Source organism: Variovorax sp. OAS795 (genome assembly GCF_040546685.1).
In the GTDB taxonomy this organism is placed as follows: Bacteria; Pseudomonadota; Gammaproteobacteria; order Burkholderiales; family Burkholderiaceae_C; genus Variovorax.
In genome coordinates, this window is sequence record NZ_JBEPOH010000001.1 from 1,507,770 (window position 1) to 1,531,748 (window position 23,979).

A 23,979-nucleotide genomic window follows, 5' to 3' on the forward strand; every position below is an offset into this window, starting at 1 on the left:
CCCAACCCTCTCCCGCAAGCGGGAGAGGGGGCAACAGCCTGAGAGGAACCAAGATGAACCGACTCCTGCCCCGGGCCCTGATGGCGCCCGCCGTGCTCACGCTCCTCCTGTGGATGATCGTGCCGCTCGCGATGACGTTGTACTTCTCGCTCGTGAACTACAACCTCATGCAGCCCGGCGAGCGCACGTTCGCGGGCATCGAGAACTTTCACTATTTCGTCACCGACCCGGACTTCTGGCCCGCCACCTGGAACACGCTGATGCTGATCGGCAGCGTGATCGGCATCACGGTGGTGTTCGGCGTGCTGCTCGCGCTGCTGGTGAACGAGCCCTTCCCGGGCCGCGGCATCGTGCGGGTGCTGCTCATCTCGCCGTTCTTCGTCATGCCCGCGGTCAACGCGCTGCTTTGGAAGCACATGATGATGAACCCCATCTACGGCATCCTGGCCGACGTGTGGCGCTTCTTCGGCGCGCAGCCTGTCGACTGGCTCACCGATGTGCCCCTGTTCTCGGTGATCGTCATGGTGGCCTGGCAGTGGCTGCCCTTCGCGTGCCTGATCTTCATCACCTCGCTGCAGTCGCTCGACCGCGAGCAGATGGAGGCCGCGCGCATGGACGGCGCCAGCGCGTTCCAGCGCTTCTTCTACCTGACCATTCCACACCTCGGCCGGCCGATGGCGGTGGTGATCATGATCGAGATGATCTTCCTGCTCAGCGTGTTCGCCGAGATCGCCATCACCACCAATGGCGGGCCGGGCAACGAGAGCACCAACATGACCTACCTGATCTTCAAGCAGTCGCTGATGAACTTCGACGTGGGCGTGGCTTCGGCCGGTGCGCTGTTCGCGGTGGTGCTGGCGAACATCGTGGCGGTGTTCCTCATCCGCATCATCGGCAAGAACCTGGACTGAGGGAACGACCATGCAACCCGGCAATTTCCTTCCGCAACTCTTGCGCACCGTGGGGGCGTGGGCCGCGGCGCTGCTCCTGTTCTTTCCGCTCGGCTGGCTGTTCCTCACAGCCTTCAAGACGGAGCTGCAGGCGATCCACGTACCGCCGCTCTTCATCTTCGAGCCCACGCTGGACAACTTCGGCGAAGTGCAGCGCCGCAGCGACTACCTGCTGTATGCGCGCAACTCGCTCATCACCAGCCTGGGTTCGACCGTCATCGGCCTCCTGATCGCAGCGCCGGCCGCGTACTCGATGGCCTTCTTCCGCACGAAGAAGACGCGCGACATCCTGATGTGGATGCTCTCCACCAAGATGATGCCGGCCGTCGGCGCGCTGGTGCCGATCTACGTGCTCGCGCAGACCGCGGGCCTCTTGGATTCGCTCACCGCGCTCACGGTCGTGTTCACGCTGTCGAACCTGCCGATCATGGTGTGGATGCTCTACAGCGCCTACAAGGACATTCCGAACGAGATCCTCGAGGCCGCGCGCATGGACGGCGCCAGACTGTGGACCGAGTTCCGCCATGTGGTGCTGCCGCTGTCCGTCGGTGGGCTCGCATCGACCGGCCTCCTGTGCCTGGTCCTGAGCTGGAACGAGGCCTTCTGGGCACTCAACCTGAGCTCCGCCAAGGCCGGCACGCTGGCCACGCTCATTGCCTCCTACTCCAGCCCCGAGGGCCTGTTCTGGGCCAAGCTGTCGGCCGCTTCGCTGATGGCCATCGCGCCCATCGTGGTGTTCGGCTGGTTCAGCCAGAAGCAGCTCGTCCAGGGCCTGACCTTCGGCGCCGTCAAGTAAAGAAAGGGAGACACCTCATGGCCTACCTGCAACTCAAGGACATCAAGAAGAGCTTCGGCGACGCCGACATCATCAAGGGCGTCGATCTCGAAATCCGCAAGGGCGAGTTCATCGTCTTCGTCGGCCCTTCGGGCTGCGGCAAGTCGACGCTGCTGCGCCTCATCGCGGGACTCGAGCCGATCACCAGCGGCAACCTGCTGCTGGACGGCAAGGACATCACCTGGACGCCATCGGGCAAGCGCGACCTGGCGATGGTGTTCCAGAGCTATGCGCTCTATCCGCACATGAGCGTGTACGACAACATGTCGTTCGCGCTCAAGCTCGCGGGCGTGCCCAAGGGCGAGATCAAGACCAAGGTCGAGCATGCCGCCAGGACGCTCAACCTCACGCAGTACCTGGACCGCACGCCCAAGGACCTGTCGGGCGGCCAGCGCCAGCGCGTGGCCATCGGCCGCGCCATCGTGCGCGCGCCCAAGGTGTTCCTGTTCGACGAGCCGCTGTCCAACCTGGATGCGGCGCTGCGCGGCAATACGCGGGTCGAGATCCACAAGCTGCACCGCTCGCTCGGCGCGACCACCATCTACGTGACACACGACCAGGTCGAGGCCATGACGCTGGCCGACCGCGTGGTGGTGCTCCGGGACGGGCTGATCGAGCAGGTCGGCACGCCGCTGGAGCTGTACGACCACCCGGCCAACCAGTTCGTCGCACAGTTCATCGGCATGCCGTCGATGAACATGGTGGCGGCCAGCGCAATTCCGAGCTTCTCGGCGGCCACCGGCGGACGCCTGCCGGACGATGGCTTCCTGGGCGTGCGGCCCGAGGGCCTGCGCGTGCATCCGAAGCAGACTACCGCTGCGGGCGTGCCGGGGCGTGTCGAGCTGATCGAGGCGCTGGGGGCCGACACGCTGATCCACGTCGACGTGGGCGGCGTGCCGCTGATCGCGCGCCAGAACGAACGCACGCCGCTGCATGCGGGCGACGACGTGGCGGTCGAGCTCGATCCCTCGGTGCTGCATCTGTTCAACCGCGAGGGCCGCGCGGTCTCCGCCTGAGCCTTTCCATTTTCTTCCGGACGTTTCCCGTGATCCCTGCAGCTGCGCCCCTTGTCGCGCCTTCTCCACCGGCTCCTTCGGAGTTCACGGTGCTCCACCTCGGCCTCGGCTCCTTCCATCGGGCCCACCAGGCCGTCTACCTCCAGCGCCTGATCGATGCGGGCGACACCCGCTGGTCGCTGTCGGGCGCTAACATCCGGCCCGACATGGCCGATGTGGTTGCCGCCCTGCAGGCGCAGGGCGGGCGCTACACGCTCGAAACCGTGTCGCCCGCGGGCGAGTACCGCTACGAAGAGATCGAAGCCATCCGCGAAGTGCTGGCTTGGGAGCCCTCGCTGTCCGCGGTGATCGCACGCGGTGCGGCGCCGTCCACGCGCATCGTGTCCTTCACCGTGACCGAGGCGGGCTATTACCTCGACACGAAGGGCAAGCTGGACCTGACGTTCGCCGACCTGTCGGCCGACATCGAGCGCGCGCGCCGCAGCGAGCCGGGCGGCGAAGGCGTGACCATCTACGGCGCCGTCTGCGCGATCCTGCGCGCGCGCAAGGCCGCGCAGGCCGGCGCCGTGACGCTGCTGAACTGCGACAACCTGCGCCACAACGGCGATCGTTTCCGTGCCGGGCTGCTCCAATTCATCGAGCGCGCAGGAGACGCCGATCTGCTCGCATGGGTGCAGGCGAACACCGCCTGCCCCAACGCGATGGTGGACCGCATCACGCCCCGCCCGCCGCCCGAACTGCGCGCGCGCGTGCAGGCCGCCACGGGCCGCGACGATGCGGCCGCGATCACCGGCGAGAGCTTCATCCAGTGGGTGATCGAAGACAACTTCGCGGCCGGCCGACCCGACTGGGCGCGCGTGGGCGTGGAACTGGTCGCATCGGTGCAGCCCTATGAAGAAGCCAAGATCCGCATCCTCAATGCCACGCACAGCTGCATCGCCTGGGCCGGCACGCTGGCCGGGCTGGGCTTCATCCACGAGGGCACGCACCACGCCGCGATCCGCAAGGTGGCCTTCGACTACGTGACCGACGACGTCATCCCGTGCCTCAGTCCGAGCCCGATCGATCTTGCGGCGTATCGCGACGTGGTGCTCGAGCGCTTCGGCAATCCCGCGATCCGCGACACCAACCAGCGGGTCGCGGCCGACGGGTTCTCGAAGATCCCGGGCTTCATCGCGCCCACGGTACGCGAGCGGCTCGCTGCGGGTCAGCCGATCTCGAGCGTCGCCATGCTGCCCGCGCTGTTCCTCGCCTTCCTGCAGCTCTGGCATCGCGGGGCACTGCCCTATGCGTACCAGGACCAGGGCATGGACGAGGCGGTGGCGCGTGCGATCTGCGGCGCGGCCGATCCGGTGCTCGCGCTGTGCTCGGACGCCGGACTTTGGGGCCCTGTCGCGGGCGATGCGCGGCTGGTCGATGCCGTGCGCGGTGCGAGCGCGCGGGTGAAGAATCTTGTGAATGGGGGAACAAAGGTATGAGCGAACGTCTGAAGAACCGCCACGTGCTGCTGACCGGCGCGGGCGGCGGCATCGGCCTGGCCGTGGCCGAGGCCTGTATGGCGGAAGGTGCGCGCTGCAGCGTGATCGACCGTGCAACGGCGGCGCCCGACGCCGTGCGTGCGCTGCAGCAAGGCCATCCCGACAAGCTCGCCTACATTGCGGCCGACGTGACCGACACGCAGGCCATCGCGCACATGCTGGCCGAGGCGCAGGTCGCGTTCGGGCCGGTCCACACGCTGTTCAACAACGCAGCCGTGTTCGACCTGGCGCCGCTGCTCGACAGCGACGAGGCTTCGTTCGACAGGCTGTTCGCGGTCAACGTAAAGGGCATGTTCTTCGTGATGCAGGCCGTGCTGCGCCACATGGTCGAGACCGGCGCCCAGGGTGCCTCGGTCATCAACATGGCGTCGCAGGCCGGGCGCCGCGGCGAAGCGCTGGTGTCGCACTACTGCGCGACCAAGGCGGCGGTGATCAGCTACACCCAGAGCGCCGCGCTGGCCATGGCGCCGCACGGCATTCGCGTCAACGGCATTGCACCGGGCGTGGTCGACACGCCGATGTGGGACCATGTCGACAGCCTCTTCGCCAAGGCCGAAGGCTTGCCGCCGGGAGAGAAGAAGCGCCGCGTGGGCCTGGAGGTGCCGCTCGGCCGCATGGGGCTGCCCAGCGACATCGCGGGGGCGGCGGTGTTCCTTGCCAGCGACGAGGCGCGCTACATCACGGCGCAGACCTTGAATGTCGATGGTGGCAATGTGATGAGCTGAGATGAAGTTTGCTGTGCATGAGGTGCCGCGTTCAGGGCGCGCTCCCGCCGACGGGGTACCTTTCTCCGCGAACGTCCCCCGGCCTGCGGCCTCCTCCTTTATTTCGCTGCGCAAGGCACCCCGCCAGCGGGTGCGTTGGGCAGAGCACCGGTTGATCGGCGAGCACGAGAGCCGCGCCCGGTGTGCGCAGGGCGCCGGGTGCTCCCCGCAGCGAAATAAAGGTGGAGCAGAAGGCGGGGGACATTCGCGGAGGGGAGTACCCGGTGGCCTGTGCACGCGCCCTGAACACACTGCTGCTTTTGAAGCAACCCATCCATGAATCAAGATTTCCACCTCTACCTGGACAGCGCCGACCTGGCAGAGCTGAAGACCTGCCTCCCGCATCCGGTCGTGCACGGCGTGACGACCAATCCCACGCTGCTGCGGCGCGCCGGCATCGGCCGGGGCGAATTGCCGGGCTTGCTCAAGCGCTGCATCGACCTGGGCGCCCGCCAGGTGCAGGCGCAGGTGCATGAGAGCGAGGTCGACGGCATGCTCGAAGACGCGCGCGCCTTGCTGTCGCACTTCGACCCGGGCCAACTGGTCGTCAAGATTCCCGCCACGCGCCAAGGGCTGGATGCCGGTGCAAGGCTCATCGCGCAAGGCGTGCCGGTGACATGGACCGCGGTGTACGCGCCCGAACAGGCGCACTTCGCGTCGCAGCTCGGCGCGGCCTATGCGGCGCCTTACCTCGGGCGGCTCGAAGATGTCGGCATCGACGGACTCGCGTTGATCGCCCGGATGCAGGCCCTGGTCTCCCAGCGGCCTTCGTCCGGCACACGCCTCCTGGTCGCCAGCGTCCGCTCGCGCGAGGCGTATCTTTCGTTGCTGGAACTGGGCGTGCGGGCCATCACGATTCCGCCGCGCCTGTTGGCCGAACTGCTCGACCATCCCGCCACGCTGGCCGCGGAGCGCGGCTTCCTGGCCGACGCGCGCGCCTTGTCCTGAAAGAAGAGAATCCGAGAACCATGCGCATTGCACTCACGGGCGAAGCCCTGATCGATTTCACCGCCAGCGAGCCCGGCACGCTCGCATTCCTGGGCCACGAAGGCGGCTCGCCGCTCAACACGGCCGTGGCCTGCGCGCGGCTGGGCGAGCCGACCGGCTTTCTCACGCAGCTGTCGAACGACCTGTTCGGCGAACGGCTGCTGTGTTTTCTCGAACGCAACGGGGTGGACACCAGCTACATCCTGCGCAGCGATGCGCCCTCGACCCTGGCCTTTGTCGAGCGCACGCCGCAGACCAACCGCTACGCGTTCTACACCCGCGGCAGCGCCGACGCGACCTGGGCGCCCGAGCCGCTGCCGCAGCTGCCCGCGGACTGCCGCTTTCTTCATTTCGGTTCCATCTCGCTGCTGCAGGAACCCGCGGCCACGCGCATCGCCGAGCTGGTCACGGCCAATGCCGGGCGCCGTGTGATCGTGTTCGATCCCAACGTCCGGCCCAGCCTCATTCCCGACATGGCGGCGTATCGCGTGCGTGTCATGGACTGGCTGGCCATGGCCGACCTCGTCAAGCTCAGCGATGAAGACGCCGAGCTGCTGGCGCCCGGCCGGCCGGTCGATGCGCTGGCCGCGGAGTGCCTGCAAGCCGGCGCGCATGCGGTCATCGTCACGCGCGGCGGCGCGGGGGCCACGCTCTGGCGCACGGGGCACGAGCCGCTCACCGTCGCTGCGCCGCGCGTCCAGGTGGTCGACACCATCGGCGCGGGCGACACTTTCACGGCGGGGCTGTCGGTCGCGCTGCTGGCGCAGGGCGTCGACCATCCGGCGCAGCTCGGCCAGCTGGCGGACGAGACCTGGCGCGAGGTGATGGGCTTCGCGGCCACGGCCGCCGCGTTGAACTGCACCCGCGAAGGGGCCGATCCACCCACGCTCGAAGCGGTGCGCGCCGCGCTCGCGCAGCAAGACCACGGGCCGGTCCTGTCCCGGTCCTGAAATCCCGTGCTGCCATGACCACGACCAGCCGCAAACGCGCGATCCCGCGCCAGCGCCAGCCCGAACTGGAGCGCGACATCGCGCGCTCTCCGTCACTGGGCTACGAAGCTCCTGAAACCGGCCTGGTGCGCTGCCTTGCGCACGGCTTCCCGAGCCCGCTGGTGCGATGGCATTTCCATGAGGACTACGAGCTGCACCTGATCACCGAGACCTCGGGCAAGGCCTTCATCGGCGACTGGATCGGGCCGTTCCAGCCCGGGCACCTGGTGCTCTGCGGGCCCCGCCTGCCGCACAACTGGATCTCGCTCGACGTGCCCGAAGGCGGCGCAGCAGGGCGAGACCGCGTGATTCAGTTCCGCCACGAGCCCATCGAACGCGCGGCAGCGGAGATTCCCGAACTGCGCGAGGTGATGCAGCTGTTCGAGCGGGCGCGGCACGGCATCGAGTTCTTCGGCATGTCGCAGCAGGCGCAATCGCACTGGGACAGCATCAAGGCCGCGCGCGGCACACGCCGGCTCGGGCTGTTCCTGGAATTCATGGCCGACCTTGCGCAATGCACCGACTACCGGCTGTTGTCGAGCGTGCAGATGCAGGGCGCGCAAGGCGCCGACGGCGACGCGCAGGTCGACCAGATCAACGAAATCGTCAACCGCCTCACGGCCAACCTCGCGGACTCGATCTCGATGTCCGACGTGGCGGCCGAGCTCGGCATGAGTGAGAGCCGCTTCAGCCGCTTCTTCCGGCGCTCCACCGGCAACAGCTTCACCGATTTCGTCAACCGCGTGCGCATCAACAGTGCCTGCCACCTGCTCATGCAGACCGACCACTACGTCACCGACATCTGCTACCAGGTGGGCTTCAACAACGTCGCCAATTTCAACCGGCGCTTTCTCGAAATCAAGGGCATGACGCCCAGCGAGTTCCGACGCCAGGCCGACACGCGCTTCGGCTGAACCAAGGAGCACCCACTTGTATCTGGGACTCGACCTCGGCACCTCCGAGCTCAAGGCGCTGCTGCTCGCAGGCGATCACCGCATCGTCGGCGTGGCGCGCGCGCCGCTCACGGTCGACCGGCCGCAACCGCTCTGGTCGGAACAGTCGCCGAGCCAATGGTGGCAGGCGCTGGAACAGGTCATGGCCGAGCTGCGGCAGGCGCATGCCGGCGCGCTCGCCGCCGTGCGCGCCATCGGCCTCTCGGGCCAGATGCACGGCGCCACGCTGCTCGATGCGGCGGGCGCGGTGCTGCGGCCCGCCATCCTCTGGAACGACGGGCGCAGCGGCGCGCAGTGCGAGGCGATCACCCGGGCCGTGCCGCGCCTGGGAGAGATCGCGGGCAACCTGGCGATGCCGGGATTCACCGCGCCCAAGCTGCTGTGGGTGCGCGAACACGAGCCTGACATCTTCAAGCGCACCGCGCGCGTGCTGTTGCCGAAGGACTGGCTGCGCTTCATGCTCAGCGGCGAGGCGGTCAGCGAGATGTCCGACGCCGCCGGCACGCTGTGGCTCGACGTGGGCGCGCGCGACTGGTCCGACGAGCTGCTCGCCGCCACGGGTCTCACGCGCGACCACATGCCGCGGCTGGTCGAAGGCAGCGAGGTGTCGGCGCAGCTCAAGCCCGAACTTGCGGCGCGCTGGGGCGTTGGCAACGGGACCGTGCTGATTGCAGGCGGCGCGGGCGACAACGCCGCGAGCGCCGTCGGCATGGGGCTTGTCGAGCCGGGGCAGGGCTTCGTCTCGCTCGGCACATCGGGCGTGGTGTTCGTATCGACCGACCGCTTTCTTCCGAACCCGGCGCAGGCGATGCATGCCTTTTGCCATGCACTGCCGAAGCGCTGGCACCAGATGTCGGTGATGCTCTCGGCCGCGAGCGCGGTGAGCTGGGCTGCCAAGGCATTCAGGTTTGCCGACGAGGCTGCGCTGCTCGAAGCGGCCGCATCGGTCGAGACGGCGCAGCGCGAGCGCTGCCCGTTGTTCCTGCCCTACCTGTCGGGTGAGCGTTCGCCGCACAACAACCCCCATGCGCAGGGCGTGCTGTTCGGATTGACGCATGCGCATGGCCCGGCGGAGATCGCCTATGCCGTGGTCGAGGGCGTGAGCTGCGGCCTGCGCGACGGCTTCGACACCCTGCGCCTGCCGGCCGGCATGCCGCTGCGCGAAGTCGCGCTGGTGGGCGGCGGCGCTCGCAGCGCGTGGTGGGGCCAGTTGCTGGCCGACATCTTCCAGCTGCCGCTCACGCTCTATGCGGGCAGCGAGACGGGCGGTGCGCTGGGTGCGGCGCGCCTGGCCTGGCTGGCCGACGGCGGCACCGTGGCCGAGGTGTGCACGCTGCCGCCCGTCAAACAGCAACTGACGCCCTCGGCCGAGCAAGCAGGTGCGCACAAGATTCGCCATGCACGATTCCAGGGGCTGTACGCCGCATTGCAACGCCAATTCAGCAATTCCGACGTGCAATGAAAAAGGGCCGCTTTCGCGGCCCTTCTGGTTGGTGAGCAGTGCTCAGCCGGGCATTACATGCCCATGCCGCCCATGCCACCCATGCCGCCCATGTCGGGCATGCCGCCACCGGCACCGGCTTCATCCTTCGGTGCGTCCGCGACCATGGCTTCGGTCGTCAGCAGCAGCGAGGACACCGATGCTGCGTTCTGCAGCGCGGTGCGGGTGACCTTCGTCGGGTCCAGGATGCCCAGTTCGAGCATGTCGCCGTACGTGTCGTTGGCGGCGTTGAAGCCGTAGTTGCCCTTGCCTGCGAGCACAGCGTTCACGACCACCGAGGCTTCGCCGCCGGCGTTGTTCACGATTTCGCGCAGGGGAGCTTCGATGGCCTTGAGCACCAGCTTGATGCCGGCGTCCTGGTCGGCGTTGTCGCCCTTGATCGAATCGCCCACGGCTTGCTTGGCACGCAGCAGAGCCACGCCGCCGCCAGCCACGACGCCTTCTTCCACTGCAGCGCGGGTGGCGTGCAGGGCGTCTTCGACGCGAGCCTTCTTTTCCTTCATCTCGACTTCGGTGGCGGCGCCGACCTTGATCACTGCAACACCGCCGGCCAGCTTGGCCACGCGCTCTTGCAGCTTTTCACGGTCGTAGTCGCTCGTGGCTTCTTCGATCTGCACGCGCACTTGCTTCACGCGGGCTTCGATGTCGGCCGCCGCGCCCGAACCGTCGATGATGATGGTGTTTTCCTTGCCCACTTCGATGCGCTTGGCCTGGCCGAGGTCGGCCAGCGTCACCTTTTCGAGCGTCAGGCCCACTTCTTCAGCGATGACCTTGCCGCCCGTCAGGATGGCGATGTCTTCGAGCATGGCCTTGCGGCGGTCGCCGAAGCCAGGTGCCTTGACAGCCACGACCTTCAGGATGCCGCGGATCGTGTTCACGACCAGCGTAGCCAGGGCTTCGCCTTCGACTTCTTCGGCAATGATCAGCAGGGGACGGCCAGCCTTGGCGACTTGTTCCAGCGTGGGGAGCAGGTCGCGGATGTTGCTGATCTTCTTGTCGAACAGCAGCACGAACGGGTTGTCGAGCAGCGCCGATTGCTTTTCGGGGTTGTTGATGAAGTAGGGCGACAGGTAGCCGCGGTCGAACTGCATGCCTTCGACGACGTCGAGTTCGCTGTCCAGCGACTTGCCGTCTTCGACGGTGATCACGCCTTCCTTGCCGACCTTGTCCATCGCGTCAGCGATGAGCTTGCCGATGGTTTCGTCGCTGTTGGCCGAGATCGAGCCGACTTGAGCGATTTCCTTCGAGGTGGTCGTGGGCTTGGAAGCCTTCTTCAGCTCGGCGACCAGGGCCGTGACAGCCTTGTCGATGCCGCGCTTCAGGTCCATCGGGTTCATGCCGGCAGCCACCAGCTTGAAACCTTCGCGAACGATGGCTTGTGCCAGCACGGTCGCGGTGGTGGTGCCGTCACCGGCGTTGTCCGAAGTCTTGGAGGCCACTTCCTTCACGAGCTGTGCGCCCATGTTCTGGAGCTTGTCCTTGAGTTCGATTTCCTTGGCGACCGACACGCCGTCCTTGGTGACGGTGGGGGCGCCGAACGAGCGCTCGAGCACCACGTTGCGGCCCTTGGGGCCCAGGGTCACCTTGACTGCGTTGGCCAGGATGTTGACACCCTCGACCATGCGTGCGCGGGCTTCACCGCCGAAGACTACGTCTTTTGCTGCCATGTTGTATTACTCCGAAATCAGTTATTAATCACTTGGGGACAGAGCAGTCAGCCGCTTCGCGCCTGCCTGGTCTGTCCCGCAAAATCACTTCGCTTCGACAACCGCAAAGAGGTCGTCTTCCTTCATGACCAGCAGTTCGTCGCCATCGACCTTGACGGTCTGGCCGCTGTACTTGCCGAACAGGACGCGGTCGCCGACCTTGACGGTCAGTGCGGTCAGGTCGCCCTTGTCGGTGCGCTTGCCGGGGCCCACGGCCAGGACTTCACCCTGATCGGGCTTTTCGGCGGCTGCGTCGGGGATGACGATGCCAGAGGCGGTCTTGGTTTCGCTGTCAACACGCTTGACGATCACGCGATCGGCCAAAGGACGAAGTTTCATTGCATCTCCTGAATAAGAAACGGGGTTGTGGTCGGGCACCGATCGGGGAGGCCGGCGGCCCATCGACTGGGCGAGGGCTTGTTAGCACTCATCTGCAGCGAGTGCTAATGATAAGGGCAAACGGGGGAGTTTCAAGTGCGGCGGTGTGGCCGTCAGCGGTGCTCCTTGCCGGTCCACCCGGAACCGACCGCGCGCGGCTGGGAACTGCACGATCGTGCTTTTTGGGGCGCTAGGTCTTCGTCACCATCACCTGGTCGATCCGGTAGCTGTCGACGTCCATCACCTCGAAGGTGTAGCCGCCCCAGCTCACGCTGTCGGTGCGCTTGGGCACCCGGCGCAGCATCACCATCAAAAAGCCTGCCAGCGTCTCGTATTCGTCGGGATGGGGCAGCTCGTCGATGTGCAGCGCGCGCTGGACGTCCTGGATCGGCGTGATGCCGTCGATCAGCCACGAGTTTTCGTCGCGCTTGACGATCTGTTCCTCGTCGGGCGTGGAGACGAGGTCGCCCATCACCGTGCTCATCACGTCGTTGAGCGTGATCACGCCGACCACGAGGCTGTATTCGTTGACGATGATCGCGAAGTCTTCACGCGCCTGCTGGAACTGCTCGAGCACCTCGGTGAGCGAGAGCCGGTCGGGGATGACCAGCGCCTTGTGCAGCGTGAGGCCCTGGTCGAAGGCCAGCGGCTGGCCGCCCAGCACGCGCTGGAACATCTCCTTCGCGTCGACATAGCCGAGCACGTGGTCGATGTCGCCGTCGCACACCGGGTAGGCCGAGAAAGGCTCCGCCATGATGCGCGCCCGCAGCACCGACTCGGGATCGTCGTGCAGGAACCAGGCGATGTTGTCGCGCACGGTCATGACGCTGCTGACCAGCCGCGTGTCGAGCTCGAACACGTTGGCGATCACCTGCTGCTCGCGCACCGCGAGCACGCCCGCGAGCGCGCCGGCTTCGGTCATGGCCAGGATGTCGGCCGAGGTGATCTTGTCGTCGCGCACCAGCGGCATGCCGAGCAGCTTGAAGAGCATGTCGGTCGAGCGCGTGAACAGCCACACCAGCGGCTTGAAGGCGGTGATCAGCAGCAGCATCGGCCCGACCATGCGCACCGCGATGCGTTCCGGGTTGCTCATGCCGAGCCGCTTGGGAAAGAGATCGGCGAACACCAGGAACACCGCGATGACGATCACGAACGAGCACAGGAAAGCCAGGTTGCCCGAAGCCTCCACGCTCATCCAGTGCTCGAAGAAACGCGCAAAGTACGGGCTGAGCGAGCCCTCGCCCACCACGCCGCCGAGAATCGCCACGGCATTGAGGCCGATCTGCACCACGGTGAAGTAGTGGCCGGGCTGCTCCTGCACGCGCAGCACTTTTTCCGCCCGCGCATCGCCATCGTCGGCCATCTGGCGAAGGCGCAGGCGCCGCGAGGCGGCAAGGGTGATTTCGGCAATCGAGAAGAACGCGCTCATCGCGATCAGCAACACGATGATGAGCAGGCTTTGGGTCAGGGTCATGGCGGCACGTCGAAGTGCGCCATCGTGCCATGACTGAGGGGGCTAGACGCCGCCGTGCGGATGCGTGGGGTCGACCCAGAGCACCGATTCCGGTTTTTCCACCGGCTCGATATCGAGATTGACCGCGACCGCCTCGCCGTCGCTGCGGCACAGCACGCATTCGAGCGGCTCGGTCGGGCTGGCGTTGATTTCCTGGTGCGGCACGTAGGGTGGCACGTAGATGAAGTCGCCCGGCCCGGCCTCGGCCGTGAACTCGAGCTTCTCGCCCCATCGCATGCGCGCCCGGCCGCGCACCACGTAGATCACCGACTCGAGGTGCCCGTGGTGGTGGGCGCCGGTCTTGGCGTCGGCATGGATGGTGACGGTGCCGGCCCAGAGCTTCTGCGCGCCCACGCGCGCGAAGTTGATCGCTGCCGCCCGGTTCATGCCGGGCGTCTGTGCGGTGTTGGTGTCGAGCTGGTTGGCCGCGACCACGCGCACGCCGTCGTGCTTCCAGGCCGGCGCGGACTCGCCGCCGTGGGAACGGCCGTCGTGCGAATGGCCGTCCTGGCCGTGCGCGTGGCTCATGGGGCGTGCCGGGAATTCAGGCCGGGTTGCTGCCGCCCAGGACCTGCTGCAGCTCGCCCGACTCGTACATCTCCATCATGATGTCCGAGCCGCCGACGAATTCGCCCTTCACGTAGAGCTGGGGAATGGTGGGCCAGTTGCTGTATTCCTTGATGCCCTGGCGGATGCCGTCGTCTTCGAGCACGTTGACGGTCTTGAGCGTCTTGGTGTCGACGCCGACCGCCTTGAGGATCTGGATCGCGCGGCCGGAGAAACCGCACATCGGGAAGCTCGCATTCCCCTTCATGAAGAGCACGAGTTCGTTGGATTTGACGAGATCGTCGATGCGTTGCTGGGCGTCGGACATGGGGACTCCTGAAAAGTGGGCTGGGGGGATTATTTCACCGTGCGCCAGACTCCGCCGGAGCAGCGCTGGATGCCGGCAAGGTCGACGCGGCTTTGGACTTCGGCAAACCCGCGCGCTTCGAGCAGCCGGCGCACGGCCGGGGCCTGGTCGTGCCCGTGTTCGAGCAGCAGCCAGCCGCCTTCTGCAAGGTGCGAGGGGCCGTCCCGCACGATCTGGCGGATGTCGTCGAGCCCGTCGGCCCCGGCCACCAGCGCGGACGCGGGCTCGTGCCGGAGCGCCGGCAGGTGCGGATCGCCGGCGGCAATGTAGGGCGGATTGCTGGCGATGACGGCGTAGCCGCTCGCGGCGCCATCGAGCCAGTGGGCCTGGCTGAAACCTACCGGCAGCCGGAGGCGCTGGGCGTTGGCCTTGGCGACGGCCAGTGCATCGGCACTCGCATCGACCGCGTCGACCCGGGCATCGGCCCGCGCATGCTGCAGCGCCAGTGCGATGGCGCCGCTGCCGGTGCCCAGGTCGAGCACGCGCGGCTTCTCGCGGCCTTCGAGGCATTGCAGGGCCCAGTCGACCAGCGTCTCGGTGTCCGGGCGCGGCACCAGCACGCGCGCGTCGACGTGCAGGCGGAGGCCGTGAAATTCCTTTTCGCCGAGCAGGTACGCCACCGGCTCCCCCGCCAGCCGGCGCGACAGCTGCGCCGACAGACTTGCCCATGCCGTGCCTGCGATGGCATCGGTGTCGTGCGCCAGCAGCCACGCACGGTCGTGCGGCGCGCGCCCCAGCGCATGCAGCAGCAGCAACTGGGCGTCGAGCCGGTCGACGCCCCGCGCCACGGCCGCAGCCAGGGCCTGCGCCACGGTGGCGGGTGCGGTCGGGGCCGTGGGCGTCATGCCGGCAGGCTCGACTCCAGCTCGGCGAGCTGCTCGGCCTCTCGCGCCGCGCGCAGGGCCTCCAGCACATCCCCCAGGTCGCCTTCCATGATGGCGAGCAGCTTGTAGAGCGTGAGGTTGATGCGGTGGTCGGTGAGCCGGCCCTGCGGAAAGTTGTAGGTGCGGATGCGGTCCGAGCGGTCGCCGCTGCCGATCAGCCCCTTGCGCATGGCGGCGTCCTTGGCGGCGCGCTCGCTGCGCTCCTTTTCCTGGATGCGTGCGGAGAGCACCTGCAGTGCCTTGGCCTTGTTGCGGTGCTGGCTGCGGTCGTCCTGGCATTCGGCCACGATGCCCGTGGGGATGTGCGTGATGCGCACGGCCGAGTCGGTCTTGTTGATGTGCTGGCCGCCCGCACCGCTCGCGCGGTAGGTGTCGATGCGCAGGTCGGCCGGGTTGATCTGCACCGCCACGGTTTCGTCGGGCTCGGCAAGCACGGCCACTGTGCAGGCGCTGGTGTGGATGCGGCCCTGGGTTTCGGTGGCCGGCACGCGCTGCACGCGGTGCCCGCCCGACTCGAAGCGCAGGTGGCCGAACACGTCGGTGCCGACGATGCGGATCACCACTTCCTTGTAGCCGCCGAGCTCGCTTTCGCTTTCGCTCACCACCTCGCAGCGCCAGCCGGCGCGCTCGCAGTAGCGCGTGTACATGCGCAGCAGATCGCCCGCGAACAGGGCCGATTCGTCGCCGCCCGTGCCGGCGCGGATTTCGAGGAAGGCATTGCGCGCGTCGTCGGGGTCCTTGGGCAGCAGGAGGCGCTGCAGTTCTTCCTCGAGCTGCACCAGCTCGGCCTCGGCGCCTGCGATCTCTTCGCGTGCCATCTCGGCCATGTCGGGATCGTCGAGCATCTCGTTCGCGCCGGCGATGTCGGCCTCGCGCTGCCTGTAGCGCTCGTAGCGGCCCGCGATCTGCGTGACCTCGGCATGCTCGCGCGAGATGGTGCGGTACTGCGCCATGTCGCTCATGATGTCTTCGCGCGAAAGCAGGAAGTCGAGTTCGCCCAGGCGTGCGGCGTAGCGTTCGAGTTGATGGCGGAGAAAGGGTTTCACTGGGGTCTGGGATCGGGTCCCTTGGAAGCAAGAGTCGCCAAGGTTTCGCAAGAGGCGCAGAAGAAGCCGGATGGTTCGGGAATCCCTTTGCGATCCCTCGGAAACCTTGGCGACTCCTGCGTTCGGAAGTCCGGCTTCGCGTCGCTAACGCTCTTTGCGCAGGAACAGGCGCGAGATGGTCTGCGCGGTGTGCTCGCGCGAGGTCGCATCGCCCGCGTGGAGTTCGGCCAGCGCGCCGTGCAGCATCTTTTGCGTGAGCCCGCGCGCCATGGCTTCGAGCACCGCATCGACCGATTCGCCCTTGGCCAGCAGCTTGCGCGCGCGTGCGATCTCGGCGGCGCGCCACTCGTCGGTCTGGGCATTGAGCTGCTGAATCAGCGGCACCGTGCCACGCTGGCCCAGCCAGTGCATGAAGCTCTGCACGCCGGCGTCGATGATGACCTCGGCCTGCGCCACCGCGGCCTGGCGGTTGGCCTGGCCCTGCTGCACCACCTGGGCAAGGTCGTCCACCGTGTAGAGATAGATGTCTTCGAGCGCCTTCACCTCGAGCTCGATATCGCGCGGGACGGCCAGGTCGACCATGAACATCGGGCGGTGCTTGCGCGTCTTGAGCGCCCGTTCGACCGCGCCCAGCCCGATGATCGGCAGCGTGCTGGCCGTGCAACTCACCACGATGTCGAACTCGGCCAGCCGGTTCGGCAGGTCGGCGAGCCGCATGGCTTCTCCGCCGAAGCGGGAGGCGAGTTTTTCGCCGCGTTCGAGCGTGCGGTTGGCAATCGCGATCGACTTCGGGTCCTTGGCCGCGAAGTGCGTGGCGGCCAGGTCGATCATTTCGCCCGCGCCCACGAACAGCACGCGCGTCTGGTGCAAATCTTCGAACAGCTGGCCCGCCAGCCGCACGGCCGCGGCCGCCATGCTGATGGAATGGGCGCCGATCTCGGTGGCGGTGCGCACTTCCTTGGCGACCGCGAAGGAGCGCTGGAACAACTGATTGAGCGTGCTGCCGAGCGCGCCGGCGGTCTCGGCCGCGCGCACGGCGTCCTTCATCTGGCCGAGGATCTGGGCCTCGCCGAGCACCATGGAGTCGAGCCCGCTGGCCACGCGGAACACATGGCGCGCGGCCTCGTCGTCCTGCAGCGTGTAGGCATGCGAGCGCAGCAGGGCGGGCGCCACGCCGCCGCTTTCGGCCAGCCAGCCCACGGTGTGCTCCAGCGCCGCGTGCTCGGCGGCGCAGTAGATCTCGGTGCGATTGCAGGTCGAGATGATCGCGGCCTCGACCTGGGGGTGCCGGCCGGTGGGGAACGAGTTGCGCAGGCTGTGCAGCGTGGGAGCCAGCTGGTCGAGCGCGAACGCGAAACGGCCGCGCAGGTCGAGCGGCGCGGTCGTGTGGTTCAACCCGAGGGCCCAGACTGACATATCCGCTGATTATAAAATCAGCAGGAGCGCTGCGGCTGCCGAGGGGTATGGCCGCTTTCGCTTCTCTTCACCCGCTTCCCCACCCCATGTCCCTGCCGGCTCTCCTCAACCACCTGCTCAACTTCCTGGCACCCGCCCTGGCGGTGGGCTTTGCCTGCGCATTGGCGGGTGGAGGCCTGGCCCGGAAGGCGGGTGCGCCCGCCTGGTGGATCCAGGCGGCGGTCAATTCCGGCGCCGGCGCGCTGGCGCTCCTGGGCGGGCTGGTCCTGTCGGGTCGGGACGGCACGATGGGCGCCTACGCGGCGCTGGTGCTGGCCTGCGGCACGAGCCAATGGCTCGTGTCCCGCGGCTGGCGAGGGTAGGCGCCGGTCGGTGAAGCGCGTTTCAGGATGTTGCTTCAGCCAACCCAGGGTCCGGGGAGCGGATGCGGCAACTAGGCGGCGACCGGCCCGGTCTGGCCGGCAACGGCGGGCGGTGGCATGGCCGCATAGGGCACGAGTTCGATCTGCTCCGCGCGCATGCGGTCGAGAATCGTGAACAGCAGGTCGCTGCGCACCCCGCCCGCGAGCCGCGGGCTCGGCACATAGGCAATCGCCTGGAAGATCAGCAGGCCGCCCTCGACACCTTCGAGCGTGAGTGAAGGGGCGGGGGTTTCCAGCACACCCTCGTGCGCGCGGCAGGCTTCCAGGATGAGGTCGCGCACGCGCTGCGCGTCGGTGGTCAGCGGCATCGGCAGGCGGATGAGCACCCGTCCTTCCGCATTGGTCAGCGTCATGTTGCGCACGGTCTTGGTGATGAACTCGGAGTTGGGCACGATCACCGTCGAGCGGTCCCCGAGCTGGATCTCCGTGGCGCGCACGTTGATGCGCCGCACGTCGCCCTCCGTGGTGCCCAGCACCACCCAGTCGCCCACCTTCACCGGCTGCTCGGCCAGGAGGATGAGGCCCGAGATGAAGTTCTGCACGATCGCCTGCAGCCCGAAGCCGATGCCCACCGACAGCGCGCTGGCCACCCATGCGATGCGCTCCACGCCGATGCCCAGCGCCGAGAGGGAGAACGCGACCACGAGGATGCCGCCGACATAGCCGAGCAGCGTGGTGATCGAGCTCTGCATGCCGGGCTCGAACTGTGTGCTGGGCAGGTAGCTGCGCGAGAGCCAGCGCTTGAAGACCCTGAGCACGATGAAGCCGATCACGGCCACCGCGATGGCGCTCAGGATGGCGCCCGGCACCAGCTGGAACTCGCCGACCTTCACGCCGGTGCCGAACTTGCCGCTGCGCTGGAACACCTCGCTGGGCCCGGTGCCCAGGGGCGCCGCGAGCGCAATCAGCATGTAGAAGAACAGCCCCACGCGGCTCAGGCCGGACAGCACGGTCGCGGCTTGGTCGAGCGTCTGCGGCGCGAACCCGAAGCTCTTCTGCAGGCGTTGGCCGAAGGTGCTGCGCGACGACACGCCAGCCATGAAGACGTCGTCGGCAAACTTGAACAGCACGTAGAACGCGGCCGCGACGATGCCGCTCCAGGTCAGCTGCGAGGCCAGGAAGCTCGCGAGCGCCACGTAGCCCAGGCCCACCAGGACCCATATCGCCACCATCAGGATGCCGATGCAGGCCACCAGCAGGCCCACCCACATCGGCCGCTCCGGCAGGTCGGCGTCGGGCGTGTCGGCGCGCAGGGGCCGCAGCCGCTGCAGCACCGCGGCGACCAGCGCGGTGAGCACCAGCGCGGTGAGCACGTGGGTGGCGACCACCGCCGCAAAGCTCGCTTCGACCAGCGCATTGATCTCCACCGGCGCCCAGGCCAGCGCAGCCACCGCGGCCACCAGCCACGGCAGCGGTGCCAACCGGACCGCCATGGCATCGGGTATCGGCGGCAGCCGCCACGAAGGCCGGCGGGTGGCCAGGAGGCCGCGGCCCAGCCCGATCACGAAGGCCATGAACACCAGCGCCTGCGCCATGGAGCGCATCGCCTTGCGCGCCTGCGGCTCCCAGGTGGCGTATTCCTCGAGCACGCGCACGAAGCCGTGCGCCGCCGCCGCGACCAGCAGCACGTGGCTCGCGACGATCGCGATCACCAGGAGCGAGCGCCGAAGCCGCCCCGCGGGCAGCAGCCGTGCGGCGATGCGCGTCAGCAGGTGCTCGGCCACCCAGGTACCCAGCACCGCGAACAGCAGGGCCACGGCCAGTGCCCCGAGCACCGCGACCCGCGTGCCTTGCTGCAGGGCCTGTGCGAGTCCGTCGCGCAGGCTGCCCACCATCGCCTTGAAGCGCGCCAGGTCGTTCGGCCATGCGGCTTGCAGGTCGGTCCAGAACTCGCCGGTCAGCGGCGAGGCCGCCCGCTCGGTGATCTGCGCCTCGAAGAGTTCGCGGCGCTGCGTCACCAGTTCGGTGGCGCGCTGCCGCACGTCGATGGACAGCAGGCGCGCCAGCCGGATGTCCGCGTCCAGCGCATTGCGTTCCTTCGTGAGCCGGCTGCGCTGGCGCGTGATGTCCGGATCTTCGGTGGCACCGGCGGCCGGCGGATTGCCGAGTTCACCGAGGCGCGCATTCAGGTCGGCCAGCTCGCCGGTGCGCGCCGCCACGAACTTGTCAGCCTGCGTGCCGATGTCGCTGATCTGCGCCAGCAGCTTGCGCATGTCCGCGCTGGAATCGGCCGCGGCGGTGATCTTGGTGAGCTGCTCGCGCAGCTCGGCGACGGTGGGTTCGGGTTCAGGGGCCGTGGCGGTGGTGCTGCTGGTGCTGGTGCCGCTGTCGGGCTGTGCCATCGCAGGGCCGCACGACAGCATGGCGGCCAGGCAAAGGGCCATCAGGCGTGGGATCAAACTCATGGCTGCCATCATAGAAGGCAGCATTCCAGGGGCCCGGCGCGGCGCGTGACAGCGTGTGTCAGGCCGTCGCGGCCCGCTGCGGAGGTCAACCGGCGGGACTGAACAGGTCGACGCGGTCGGTGATGATGCCGTCGGTGCCGAGCACGATCAGCCGCTCTGCGGCCCATTCGTCGTTGACGGTGTAGCTCAGCGCGCGCATCCCGGCATCGTGCACCTGCGCCACCGTGGCGGCATTCCAGAGCGCGTGGTTGCAGACGACGGCGGCGCAGTCGAGCCCGGTCGCAGCCGCAAGCCAGCCGTCCTGGAGCGTATCGAGCAGCAACCCGCGCGGCAGCTCGGGCTGGACGGCCTGGGCTCCCGCCAGCGATTCGGCCTTGAACGACGTGAGCAGAGGCGGCGTGGCAGCGCCCTGCCACAGCCGGGCCGCGAGCCGCGCCACCGCTTCGCCGGTTTCGCGCTCGGTCCCGGGCGTGGGCTTGATCTCGATGTTGAGCAGATGGCCGTTGGCCAGGCAGTAGCGCGCAAGGTTTTCCAGCGTGGCGAGCGGCTCACCCGCGAAGGCGCGCGAATGCCAGCTGCCCGCGTCGAGCTGCGAGAGCGCGCTCCAGGGCTGCGTGCCGCCGGTGCCCTGGCCGCTGGTGGTGCGGTCGAGCGTGGCGTCGTGCATCAGGAAGGCCACGCCGTCGGCGCTGAGCTTGGCGTCGCACTCGAACATGCGGTAGCCGTGCGCGGCGCCGAGCCTGAAGGCCGCCAGCGTGTTCTCCGGCGCCAGCTTGCCGGCGCCGCGGTGGGCGATCCAGCGCGGGTAGGGCCAGGGTTTCAGCGCCGCCATTCTTCAGTCTGCCCGCTTGCCGGAACCGGCGTCGAACCAGTGCAGCTTGTCCTGGCGCGCCGCGATCTTGACCGTGTCGCCCGCAACCGGCGGATGGTCGCTTTCGTCGGTGCGCATGATGATCTGCTCTTCGCCGATGCGGCCGTACACCAGCCGCTCGGCGCCCAGCAGTTCGACCGACTCGACCTGCACGGTCCAGCCGCTTTCGTCCAGCTTCATGTGCTCGGGACGGATGCCGAGGATCTGGCCGGGCCGCACGCCCGGCGCATGGTGCAGCAGGTTCATCGGCGGCGAGCCGATGAAGCTCGCGACGAAGGTGGTTGCGGGGCGGTTGTACACCTCCTCGGGCGTTGCGAACTGGTCCATCACGCCGCCGTTCATCACGATGATGCGCTGGGCCAGCGTCATGGCCTCGACCTGGTCGTGCGTGACGAACAGCGAGGTGATGCCGAGTTCGCGGTGCAGCTTCTGGATCTCCAGGCGGGTCTGCGCGCGCAGCTTGGCGTCCAGGTTGGACAGCGGCTCGTCGAACAGGAACACCTGCGGCTGGCGCACGATGGCCCGGCCCATGGCCACGCGCTGGCGCTGGCCGCCCGACAGCTCGCGCGGCTTGCGCTCGAGCAGGTGGCCGAGTTCGAGGATCTTGGCGGCCTTGTCGACCCGCGTCTTGATCTCTGCGGTGGGCAGCTTGGCGATCTTCAGGCCATAGGCCATGTTCTTGAACACGCTCATGTGCGGGTAGAGCGCGTAGTTCTGGAACACCATGGCGATGTCGCGCTCGGAGGGTTCGAGCAGGTTCACCACGCGCCCGCCAATGGCGATGTCGCCGGCCGAGATGTCTTCCAGGCCCGCCACCATGCGCAGCAGCGTGGACTTGCCGCAGCCCGAAGGCCCGACGATGACGACGAACTCGCCCTTGTTCACCTCGGCCGAAACGCCGTGGATGACCTGGTTGGCCTTGGCACCCTTGCCGTAGCGCTTGATGACGTTGCGAAAGGAAATGGCTGACATGTTGTCTGTTCTGAATATCGGGTTGTGGCTGGCAGGCCTGTCCGGGGAAACACCGCGGAACCGGCTTCGCCGGGCCGCCGGTGTTGCCCCCTGGAGGGGGAGGCGGCCACACGAAGTGAGCCGCTTCGGAGGTGGGCTACTTCTCGGTGTCGACCAGGCCCTTGACGAACCAGCGCTGCATCAGCACCACGACGATGGCCGGCGGAATGAGCGCCAGAATGGCCGTGGCCATCACGAGGTTCCAGTCGACCGCGGCGTCGCCCGAGGCGATCATCCGCTTGATGCCGATGACCACCGGGTACATGTCCTCGGTGGTGGTGGCCAGGAGCGGCCAGAGGTACTGGTTCCAGCCGTAGATGAACTGGATCACGAAGAGCGCGGCGATCGACGTCTGCGACAACGGCACCAGGATGTCCTTGAAGAAGCGCATCGGCCCCGCGCCGTCTATTCGCGCGGCCTCGACCAGCTCGTCGGGCACCGAGAGAAAGAACTGCCGGAACAGGAAGGTCGCCGTGGCCGAGGCGATCAGCGGGATGGTCAGGCCCGCGTAGGTGTTGAGCATGTTCAGGTCGGCCAGGACCTTGTAGGTGGGCAGGATGCGCACCTCCACCGGCAGCATCAGCGTCACGAAGATCATCCAGAAGACGATCTTCTTGAACGGAAAGCGGAAGTACACGATGGCAAAGGCGGAGAGCAGCGAGATCGCGATCTTGCCGATGCTGATGACCAGCGCCGTGACCAGGCTGATCCACATCATCCGGCCCACCACCACGCGCGCGCCCTGCGTTTCGGTGCCGAGCAGGGCCGCGGTGTAGTTCTCGACCATGTGCGTGCCAGGCACGAGCGGCATTGGCACGCGCAGGATCTCGTCGCGCGTGTGGGTCGAGGCGACGAAGGCCAGGTAGATCGGAAAGACCACGATGGCGATCCCCAGGATCAGTACCACGTGCGACAGGACGGTGAGGCCGGGCCTGCGTTCAATCATGGCGGGTACTCCGGAAGAAGAAAGCAGAGAAGAAAGGATGCGCCATCAGTACTGGACCTTCTTTTCGACGTAGCGGAACTGGATCACCGTGAGCACGACCACGATCACCATCAGCACCACCGATTGCGCGGCCGAGCCGCCCAGGTCGAGCGCCCGGAAGCCGTCGTGCCAGACCTTGTAGACCAGGATCGCGGTGTCGCGGCCCGGGCCGCCTTCGGTGGTGGCATGCACGATCGCGAAGGTGTCGAAGAAGGCGTACACCACGTTGATCACCAGCAGGAAGAAGGTGGTGGGCGACAGCAGCGGGAACTGGATGGTCATGAAGCGGCGCAGCGGTCCGGCGCCATCGATGGCCGCGGCCTCGATCAGCGCCTTGGGAATCGACTGCAGCCCGGCCAGGAAGAACAGGAAGTTGTAGGAAATCTGCTTCCAGATCGCGGCCACCACGATCAGCGACAGCGCCTGGTTGGAATTGAGCAGGTGGTTCCAGTCCATGCCCATCTTGCGCAGGCCATAGCTCACGACGCCGATGCTGGGCGAGAACATGAACACCCACAGCACGCCCGCGATCGCCGGGGCCACCGCGTACGGAATGATCAGGAAGGTCTTGTAGAACAGCGAACCGCGCAGGATGCGGTCGGCAAAGATCGCCAGCAGCAGCGATATCGAGATGCCGATGCCGGCCACCAGCACGGAGAACAGCGCGGTGACCTTGAACGACTCGATGTAGGCCGGATCATCGAACAGGGTCTTGAAGTTCTCAAGGCCCACGAAGGCGGTGGAGGTGCCGAAGGCGTCCTCGGTCTGCATCGACTGCCAGATCGCCTGGCTGGCGGGCCAGAAGAAGAACACCAGGATCACCGCCATCTGCGGCGCGATCAGCAGCCATGGCAGCCATGCCGATCGGAATAGAACGCGTTTTTCCATAGCCCCTC

The 23,979-nt window shown here is 67.4% G+C and carries 23 protein-coding genes; 10 read left to right on the forward strand and 13 right to left on the reverse strand.

All coding sequences use genetic code 11. The annotated features are described in order from the left end of the window. The first annotated feature begins 53 nt into the window (after positions 1-53). The 9 genes from ABID97_RS07115 to xylB all read left to right on the forward strand — a co-directional run bounded on the left by ABID97_RS07115 (position 54) and on the right by xylB (position 9,494). Positions 54-911 carry a carbohydrate ABC transporter permease gene (locus tag ABID97_RS07115; protein WP_354397827.1) on the forward strand — a complete coding sequence of 286 codons (858 nt, stop codon included), beginning with the start codon at positions 54-56 and terminating at the stop codon, positions 909-911. Positions 912-921: 10 nt separating this feature from the next. Further along, the gene (locus ABID97_RS07120; RefSeq protein WP_354397828.1) at positions 922-1,746 is read left to right on the forward strand and encodes a carbohydrate ABC transporter permease; all 825 of its coding nucleotides are present in this window, start codon (positions 922-924) and stop codon (positions 1,744-1,746) included. A gap of 17 nt (positions 1,747-1,763) precedes the next feature. Further along, entirely contained in the window at positions 1,764-2,801 is a 1,038-nt protein-coding gene (locus ABID97_RS07125) for an ABC transporter ATP-binding protein (RefSeq protein ID WP_354397829.1), read from the forward strand. An 89-nt stretch (positions 2,802-2,890) separates the two neighbouring features. Continuing rightward, positions 2,891-4,279 carry a D-arabinitol 4-dehydrogenase gene (dalD, locus tag ABID97_RS07130; RefSeq protein ID WP_354397830.1) on the forward strand — a complete coding sequence of 463 codons (1,389 nt, stop codon included), beginning with the start codon at positions 2,891-2,893 and terminating at the stop codon, positions 4,277-4,279. After that, a complete protein-coding gene (locus ABID97_RS07135; RefSeq protein ID WP_354397831.1) occupies positions 4,276-5,064 on the forward strand; it encodes an L-iditol 2-dehydrogenase in 789 nt (262 codons plus the stop codon). Before dalD ends, ABID97_RS07135 begins: the two co-directional genes overlap by 4 nt. A gap of 315 nt (positions 5,065-5,379) precedes the next feature. After that, positions 5,380-6,051 carry a transaldolase family protein gene (locus ABID97_RS07140; RefSeq protein ID WP_354397832.1) on the forward strand — a complete coding sequence of 224 codons (672 nt, stop codon included), beginning with the start codon at positions 5,380-5,382 and terminating at the stop codon, positions 6,049-6,051. Positions 6,052-6,071: 20 nt separating this feature from the next. Further along, complete coding sequence (locus tag ABID97_RS07145; protein WP_354397833.1) at positions 6,072-7,040, forward strand: carbohydrate kinase family protein; 969 nt, start codon at positions 6,072-6,074, stop codon at positions 7,038-7,040. 14 nt (positions 7,041-7,054) lie between these two features. Then, a complete protein-coding gene (locus ABID97_RS07150) occupies positions 7,055-7,993 on the forward strand; it encodes an AraC family transcriptional regulator (protein WP_354397834.1) in 939 nt (312 codons plus the stop codon). Positions 7,994-8,009: 16 nt separating this feature from the next. Further along, positions 8,010-9,494 (forward strand): xylulokinase, encoded by a 1,485-nt coding sequence (gene xylB / locus ABID97_RS07155; RefSeq protein ID WP_354397835.1) that lies wholly within the window; start codon positions 8,010-8,012, stop codon positions 9,492-9,494. 53 nt (positions 9,495-9,547) lie between these two features. On the opposite strand, the gene groL is transcribed toward xylB, so the two are convergent. From groL to hemA, 8 genes are all read right to left on the reverse strand, one after another. Beyond that, on the reverse strand, positions 9,548-11,200 hold the full coding sequence (groL, locus tag ABID97_RS07160) for a chaperonin GroEL (protein ID WP_021005833.1): 1,653 nt from the start codon (positions 11,198-11,200) through the stop codon (positions 9,548-9,550). A gap of 84 nt (positions 11,201-11,284) precedes the next feature. Continuing rightward, positions 11,285-11,578: a co-chaperone GroES gene (locus ABID97_RS07165; RefSeq protein WP_307702566.1), complete on the reverse strand. Its 294-nt coding sequence runs from the start codon at positions 11,576-11,578 to the stop codon at positions 11,285-11,287. A gap of 229 nt (positions 11,579-11,807) precedes the next feature. Continuing rightward, positions 11,808-13,091 carry a polyamine export protein PaeA gene (paeA, locus tag ABID97_RS07170; protein WP_354397836.1) on the reverse strand — a complete coding sequence of 428 codons (1,284 nt, stop codon included), beginning with the start codon at positions 13,089-13,091 and terminating at the stop codon, positions 11,808-11,810. Positions 13,092-13,133: 42 nt separating this feature from the next. Beyond that, positions 13,134-13,658 (reverse strand): cupin domain-containing protein, encoded by a 525-nt coding sequence (locus ABID97_RS07175; RefSeq protein ID WP_354397837.1) that lies wholly within the window; start codon positions 13,656-13,658, stop codon positions 13,134-13,136. A 16-nt stretch (positions 13,659-13,674) separates the two neighbouring features. Then, positions 13,675-14,004, reverse strand: a complete 330-nt coding sequence (gene grxD, locus ABID97_RS07180) for a Grx4 family monothiol glutaredoxin (RefSeq protein ID WP_354397838.1) — start codon at positions 14,002-14,004, stop codon at positions 13,675-13,677. 29 nt (positions 14,005-14,033) lie between these two features. Further along, positions 14,034-14,888: a peptide chain release factor N(5)-glutamine methyltransferase gene (gene prmC / locus ABID97_RS07185; RefSeq protein ID WP_354397839.1), complete on the reverse strand. Its 855-nt coding sequence runs from the start codon at positions 14,886-14,888 to the stop codon at positions 14,034-14,036. Then, positions 14,885-15,973 (reverse strand): peptide chain release factor 1, encoded by a 1,089-nt coding sequence (gene prfA / locus ABID97_RS07190; RefSeq protein WP_354397840.1) that lies wholly within the window; start codon positions 15,971-15,973, stop codon positions 14,885-14,887. The genes prmC and prfA overlap by 4 nt, the downstream gene beginning before the upstream one ends. Positions 15,974-16,117: 144 nt before the next feature. After that, a complete protein-coding gene (gene hemA, locus ABID97_RS07195; protein ID WP_354397841.1) occupies positions 16,118-17,389 on the reverse strand; it encodes a glutamyl-tRNA reductase in 1,272 nt (423 codons plus the stop codon). An 86-nt stretch (positions 17,390-17,475) separates the two neighbouring features. Between hemA and ABID97_RS07200 the strand changes: the two genes are divergently transcribed. After that, entirely contained in the window at positions 17,476-17,751 is a 276-nt protein-coding gene (locus tag ABID97_RS07200; protein ID WP_354397842.1) for a hypothetical protein, read from the forward strand. Positions 17,752-17,822: 71 nt separating this feature from the next. On the opposite strand, the gene ABID97_RS07205 is transcribed toward ABID97_RS07200, so the two are convergent. The 5 genes from ABID97_RS07205 to ugpA form a co-directional block, all read right to left on the reverse strand. Continuing rightward, on the reverse strand, positions 17,823-20,228 hold the full coding sequence (locus tag ABID97_RS07205) for a DUF3772 domain-containing protein (RefSeq protein WP_503012757.1): 2,406 nt from the start codon (positions 20,226-20,228) through the stop codon (positions 17,823-17,825). 73 nt (positions 20,229-20,301) lie between these two features. Next, complete coding sequence (gene ugpQ / locus ABID97_RS07210; RefSeq protein ID WP_354397844.1) at positions 20,302-21,048, reverse strand: glycerophosphodiester phosphodiesterase; 747 nt, start codon at positions 21,046-21,048, stop codon at positions 20,302-20,304. Between the two features lie 3 nt (positions 21,049-21,051). Continuing rightward, positions 21,052-22,059, reverse strand: coding sequence for a sn-glycerol-3-phosphate ABC transporter ATP-binding protein UgpC (ugpC, locus tag ABID97_RS07215; protein ID WP_354397845.1), 1,008 nt, complete (start codon positions 22,057-22,059; stop codon positions 21,052-21,054). A 136-nt stretch (positions 22,060-22,195) separates the two neighbouring features. Then, a complete protein-coding gene (gene ugpE, locus ABID97_RS07220) occupies positions 22,196-23,044 on the reverse strand; it encodes a sn-glycerol-3-phosphate ABC transporter permease UgpE (protein ID WP_354397846.1) in 849 nt (282 codons plus the stop codon). Positions 23,045-23,089: 45 nt separating this feature from the next. Beyond that, positions 23,090-23,971, reverse strand: a complete 882-nt coding sequence (ugpA, locus tag ABID97_RS07225; protein WP_354397847.1) for a sn-glycerol-3-phosphate ABC transporter permease UgpA — start codon at positions 23,969-23,971, stop codon at positions 23,090-23,092. Positions 23,972-23,979 lie beyond the last annotated feature (8 nt).